The sequence below is a fragment of the Bacillus sp. B2-WWTP-C-10-Post-4 genome, from assembly GCF_009183805.1.
Lineage (GTDB): Bacteria > Bacillota > Bacilli > Bacillales > Bacillaceae_G > Bacillus_A > Bacillus_A cereus.
Genome location: NZ_WEII01000176.1, coordinates 1 through 5,471 on the forward strand (window position 1 = coordinate 1; position 5,471 = coordinate 5,471).

A 5,471-nucleotide genomic window follows, 5' to 3' on the forward strand; every position below is an offset into this window, starting at 1 on the left:
GTACAAAATATGATATATACAAGATGTACTATTCCAAATAAAATATTTTAAATAAAAATATTTCCTTAAATATACAAAATTCTTTTATAAAATTAACTTTTGTAAAAAACAACCAATATATTAAATAATCAATTCTGTTCATATATGGTAAAATATATCCATCGCTGATATGTCCAACTATGTAATTTTCATAGCAGCAAAATTACAACCAGACTTATACAACATGATTCAAAACAAATGAAGGAGTGTTTTAAGTGAAAGGACATATTCGAAAAAGAGGAAATAAATACTGTATCGTTATTGATATCGGTCCTGATCCAGAGACAGGAAAAAGAAGACAGAAGTGGTTTTCTGGATATAAGACAAAAAAGGAAGCACAAGCCGATGTGGCAAAGAAGATTACAGAGTTGAATGAAGGAACTTTTATAGAACCATCTAAAGTTACGTTAAAGGATTATCTAAATCATTGGCTAGAAATTAAAAGTATGAGCATAGAAAAGAGTACCTTTGCTGGCTATAAGGCATTTATCAACCAACATGTTATACCTAGTATAGGAATGGTTGCGCTCCATAAATTAAATGTTATACACATTCAAAAATGTTATAAGACTGCGATAGATAAAGGGATTGCAAATAATTCTATTCTGCTTATGCATAGAATTTTAAAGAGCGCTTTAAACCTTGCCGTAAAACAAAATGTTATTTCTCGAAATCCAGCAGATTTTGCTGAGATACCTAAAAAAGAAAAAACCCCTATCCAGACTTGGACAGAGGCAGAAGTAAAAAAGTTTTTAGTTCATTCACAAGAATCACGATATCACATTGGATATCTACTTGCAATAACTACAGGTATGCGTCTGGGAGAAGTTCTAGGTTTACGATGGCAGGACATTGATTTTGAAAAACATACTGTTACAATAAATCAAACATCTGGTCATGATAATAAAATCAAAAAAACTGCAAAAACAAATTCATCAAAACGCACAATTCCTGTACCTAATGAAACAATAACAGCCTTAAAAAAACATAAAATTTTAATCAATAAAGAGAAATTAAGGTTTGGTTCTGCTTATCTAGATCAAGATTTAATAAATTGTAATGAGTTTGGAAGAATCATAAAAAGAGCACATTTCAGAAAAAGTTTCATTAGGATGACACACAAAGTAGGTATAAAAGAAATTAAATTCCATGATTTAAGACATACACACGCAACTCTACTATTGAAACAAGGAGTTAACCCTAAAATCATCAGTGAGCGATTAGGCCATACAGATATTTCAATGACATTAAGTGTCTATTCTCATGTTTTACCGAATATGCAGGAAGAAGCAGTTAAAAACTTCGGTAAAAGTATCTTTGGATAACCTATGTTTGCAAAATGTTTGCATTTCATCAAAAAAAGTCAAACAAACGTTGTCATATCAAGGTTTGTTTGACCTATCATCTTATATTCTTGATAAAATCTCCGAATCCCTATTGAAATATTTAATAATGGAGCGTTCTCACCACCGCGGGTTATGCATTGGAATCGATATACATAGGAGAAAAAATCTTGTGTTTTTTCATCTTTTATCGGCTCTGACATCGCCTCACAAATATTTTGTGATCTAAGAGGAGAAAAATAGATTTCTTCTTCATTTGTATTTTCTAAATATATAGGACGCTCACAAAAAATATGTGAGATTAAAGCGGGTACCCACTTAGAATACGTTTCATTATCATGTAGTACTGGCAAATTAGAAATCAAATCGGATTGCCATTCATATTTTGGTGGTTCTACTAATCTATTTGGCTTCCAATCATGAATAATCTCATACCAACTTTGAAAAATATAATCGAGTTGCTCTTGTTTAATAGGTTCTTTTGATACAATCCATGGTATATTTTCATTTAATACGTACGGATTATGCTGAATAAACAATATATCCGAAAACATATCATATAATCTTTCATTCAAACGTTTCAACTTACTCGTTAATAAAAACGTCTTATAATGTATCTCTACGATGTCCAGCCATTCAATAGGAAAGTATATAAATGATACCTTTTCATTTAAAAGGGGCTCTACTATATTTTCAAATGTTAACAACTTTAATTTTTCCATAAAATGATTACTTCCTTTCTTCATTTTTCTTGATCTCAAAAAACTAAAGTATCATCACATAATTTAATTATTTAAAAGAGAAGCAAATACCGCTTATCCGACTTATATATTAATGACATGACTCTGATAAAAGTTAAAAGAAATTTTCATACATATCACCCTTATAAATCATAAATGTATCACATTCAGATTATACAATATTAGTTACGTATTGTATTTGTGATTTACAATAATTTTACAAAAGATTATAAAAGAGGTATTGACCATACATAATATGTATGGTCAATACCTCTTTTCACTATCCTATTATTTTTTTCGCTTCTGTTTTCACTGGCAACTGTTAAACCTGCAGCTGGAACGAGTAGTAATTCAAGCATTTTCTCAACTCCCCATATACCCTTTATAAGGGTATATATCCCTTATTTTCGGAAGACTCCCATACATGTTCTATATCAAATACCAGTAAATGTCCTACAATTCCATATCGGTATTCCCTTATAGAAACACGAAAAGCACATAACGTAGAATATACAAGAACGAGCCTGTTAGCGTTGTGTACATAGTCATACGTGGAAGCTAACGTGGAACACTCTTCTCTATTTTTTCTGCGACCTTCATCGTAATTACTGACAAGCTAGTTGCCGTCCATACCACTACCGCTTCACCTACGATTGTCATTTGAATCCCTCTTTTCGAATAAGTTGTAACCCCTTAGAAGTCATAACCGGCTGATACTCATTGATGACATCTCCCCAATCAAACACTTCATCCTCATATAAATCATCCATTATATCGTTTGATAAACGGTAATAACCTTTATACTCACGATTATTGAAAACCTCATGTCTTTCCATGTGATCCACAATTGCATTTGTTTCTTTTTTCCACTAGAACCCTTATACTTAATTCTTAATTCTTTTGATGGATACAGGTAAGGTGTTTCATTCAAATGTGAATATTGCCAACGCATACGCGCGCTCTTCCCTCTTGATGACCTTGATTCCACTCGGTATTCCTCGTGGTCTTGATAAAGGTATATAATCTAGAAAGAAGGAGTTTGCCTATACAAGCGAAAAAATAACAGAAAAATCTAGTACTTTTTTATAAAGAGGTAGGAATATTTTGCGAAGTCATTTAGAAGTAATGGATCCAAGAGAATTTCAATACTTTGTAGCCGACTTCTTTTGCTCTCTTGGTTATAAAGTTCAGGTTACTTCTGGTTCTAATGATGGTGGAAAAGATATTATCCTTTACAAAGGGAATGAAATGAAATTCGTTGAGGTAAAGCGCTATACAAAAAGGAATGTTATGCTGCTTCAATTTACTCCAGTGGCCCTTTATATGGAATACGTGGCATATTAATGAAATCATACGTGGCAATATCTTCTACATTTGTCAGATAGGCATGTAAGCTTTCGACTAACATAAGATTAGGTATGCTTTCTTTTTCTTTTATCAAAATAATAGGCTTTTGAAATACATATGCATAACCAATTTCAAAAGCCGTACCACTATCTACACATCCATTCACAAAGTCATGAATTACCACTACTACATCCGCTCTTCTTAAATATTTTAAATCATTATGAAAAACTGCAGTTCTCCACTCCATAGATCCAAAAGTTAAATGTTCATGTTGATAAAACCTGGCTGAAAAAATATCTGCAACAAAAGGATTGTTACTAAGCGCATTTTCTAGTCTTTTTACCCTGTTAAGTTGTTCATCATTAAAAAATGGACTTGCTATAAAAACCCTAACAACCCTAGTATTCTTTTTATCCATACCACCTATACCTCGTTTCACTCTTATAAACTTTTAAATATTACATAGATAGTTTCGTTTATTGAAAAATACGAATATCCACCTCTTCAACAAAACGAAATATTCTGTCTATAAAAAAGTACAGTTTCTTATTCCCTTCATACCCAGGGTCGAGTAGTTAGCTTTTGCTAGCTTCTCTTTAATGTATGAAAAAAAGATAAGACTCTTTAAGATGATTCTTCTTGATTTCTCAATATAAAGAGTCTTGGATTTCCGCTAACAATCCTATACTATATGAACAAAGAGTAAGGTACGAGTTACTCTTTTACTTGAATGATTGAATATATCCACTAGCGATGGTGCTATATTCTTTGTCGACATGTACATATATAAAGCTAATATTTTATATGAATATTCGTAGTCAATATTCATATATTACAATAGCATCAGAAGTACCATTAAAACAATTAGAGCAACTACCACAGCTTCCACAACCGCCACAACTAAAACAACCAAAACAACCGAAGCAACCAAAACAACGAAATCCACCACAGCGACCTGCACAACCGCCACAACGACCACAACCGCCACAGCGACCACAACCACCACAGCGGCGAGCAGCATCTTCAATATAGTAATATGGATATTGGTTTTGCTGGTCCCAATACACAACATTTCCAGACTGGTAATCATTAAGGCTTAACGCTTGTAGTTCTTGTTGAAACTGATTCATTTTCATGACCTCCGTTTATTAACTTTAAACCTTTCGACGCTTTCCTATATTTCTGTTCGTTAAATCTAAGTAGAAGTAGCACACAATACTATAAACTAAGTTCAATACGTACACCAACAAAGTATGACTTATCACTAGATGATGCACCTTGTTCATATACCTATTTTTACTATGGGCTCATTTTTATAAAGTGAAACTTTAATCAGTGGGGTTTTGTTCATCCCCTACCTAACTTCTTTGCTTCCGCTGAATTTTGAGGTGGGGGGCTTACTGCCCGGCAAATAGCGGGATAAATAAAAATTAAAAAATATGAATTCTAGCGTCATATCTTCATACTTACTAAGTTCAATTAATTTCTCAACAATTATGATGCCATATCCTATATATTTCCGTCTGCTGCTTAGATTTTTCTATACTGTAAATGGCTTTCGCTATAACACCTCCAAGTGACCGGTTTCTATGACGGTTAAGAAATTCCAACAAAAAAAGCCCTAATTAGGGCTTTTCATTCTATTTCTCCAGCAAAGCTCTCTATGAAATTGTTAATTAAAAAAAGACACACTTAGATTGATGCGTCTTTTTTTGATGCCTCTTTTGTGAAATCATATAAAGCAATTGCGCCTAAAAGAACAAGTATCCCTTGAGGAACATCTAGCAAAATAGTTTTCCAAATTTCTGGAATTACCCATTTAATATCTGCTGCTGTTTCAAGATATGTTTGGAAATAGCTGATTGTAAAATTAATTATCCCTAAAAATACAAACAACGATAAACCAAATCGAATTAATTTCTTATTTGTAAACATATAACACCTCTCAAAATTCATTGGATATTCCTGCTTTTGCTTCTTTATATTCATATATCCATATATC

General features: G+C 32.5%; 6 protein-coding genes and 3 pseudogenes. 2 read left to right on the forward strand and 7 right to left on the reverse strand.

Going from position 1 to position 5,471, the window contains the following annotated elements; translation table 11 throughout:
* Nucleotides 1-254: 254 nt before the first annotated feature.
* Nucleotides 255-1,364, forward strand: coding sequence for a site-specific integrase (locus GBN78_RS28165; protein ID WP_152127953.1), 1,110 nt, complete (start codon nucleotides 255-257; stop codon nucleotides 1,362-1,364).
* A 38-nt stretch (nucleotides 1,365-1,402) separates the two neighbouring features.
* Here GBN78_RS28165 and GBN78_RS28170 read toward each other — a convergent pair whose 3' ends face one another.
* The 4 genes and pseudogenes from GBN78_RS28170 to GBN78_RS30790 form a co-directional block, all read right to left on the reverse strand.
* The gene (locus GBN78_RS28170; RefSeq protein WP_000413144.1) at nucleotides 1,403-2,104 is read right to left on the reverse strand and encodes a pPIWI_RE module domain-containing protein; all 702 of its coding nucleotides are present in this window, start codon (nucleotides 2,102-2,104) and stop codon (nucleotides 1,403-1,405) included.
* Between the two features lie 245 nt (nucleotides 2,105-2,349).
* Nucleotides 2,350-2,481: a hypothetical protein gene (locus tag GBN78_RS30935; RefSeq protein ID WP_000891530.1), complete on the reverse strand. Its 132-nt coding sequence runs from the start codon at nucleotides 2,479-2,481 to the stop codon at nucleotides 2,350-2,352.
* Nucleotides 2,482-2,599: 118 nt separating this feature from the next.
* Nucleotides 2,600-2,782: pseudogene (locus GBN78_RS30495) on the reverse strand (hypothetical protein).
* Nucleotides 2,779-3,074: pseudogene (locus tag GBN78_RS30790) on the reverse strand (hypothetical protein). Before GBN78_RS30790 ends, GBN78_RS30495 begins: the two co-directional pseudogenes overlap by 4 nt.
* Before the next feature lie 155 nt (nucleotides 3,075-3,229).
* Here GBN78_RS30790 and GBN78_RS28180 point away from each other — a divergent pair.
* Nucleotides 3,230-3,412 (forward strand): annotated as a pseudogene (locus GBN78_RS28180) (restriction endonuclease); the annotation flags it as partial.
* Nucleotides 3,413-3,425: 13 nt separating this feature from the next.
* Here GBN78_RS28180 and GBN78_RS28185 read toward each other — a convergent pair.
* The 3 genes from GBN78_RS28185 to GBN78_RS28195 all read right to left on the reverse strand — a co-directional run bounded on the left by GBN78_RS28185 (nucleotide 3,426) and on the right by GBN78_RS28195 (nucleotide 5,425).
* The gene (locus tag GBN78_RS28185; protein ID WP_000358744.1) at nucleotides 3,426-3,887 is read right to left on the reverse strand and encodes a nucleoside 2-deoxyribosyltransferase; all 462 of its coding nucleotides are present in this window, start codon (nucleotides 3,885-3,887) and stop codon (nucleotides 3,426-3,428) included.
* A 400-nt stretch (nucleotides 3,888-4,287) separates the two neighbouring features.
* Nucleotides 4,288-4,605 (reverse strand): heterocycloanthracin/sonorensin family bacteriocin, encoded by a 318-nt coding sequence (locus GBN78_RS28190; protein WP_002006106.1) that lies wholly within the window; start codon nucleotides 4,603-4,605, stop codon nucleotides 4,288-4,290.
* Between the two features lie 556 nt (nucleotides 4,606-5,161).
* A complete protein-coding gene (locus GBN78_RS28195) occupies nucleotides 5,162-5,425 on the reverse strand; it encodes a DUF3937 family protein (RefSeq protein ID WP_002101034.1) in 264 nt (87 codons plus the stop codon).
* Nucleotides 5,426-5,471 lie beyond the last annotated feature (46 nt).

Excerpts from the sequence above, each read along its gene's own strand:
- GBN78_RS28170 (WP_000413144.1), bottom strand. The coding sequence starts at position 2,104 with ATGGAAAAATTAAAGTTGTTAACATTTGAAAATATAGTAGAGCCCCTT.
- GBN78_RS28190 (WP_002006106.1), bottom strand. The coding sequence starts at position 4,605 with ATGAAAATGAATCAGTTTCAACAAGAACTACAAGCGTTAAGCCTTAAT.
- GBN78_RS28185 (WP_000358744.1), bottom strand. The coding sequence starts at position 3,887 with ATGGATAAAAAGAATACTAGGGTTGTTAGGGTTTTTATAGCAAGTCCA.
- GBN78_RS30935 (WP_000891530.1), bottom strand. The coding sequence starts at position 2,481 with ATGCTTGAATTACTACTCGTTCCAGCTGCAGGTTTAACAGTTGCCAGT.
- GBN78_RS28195 (WP_002101034.1), bottom strand. The coding sequence starts at position 5,425 with ATGAATTTTGAGAGGTGTTATATGTTTACAAATAAGAAATTAATTCGA.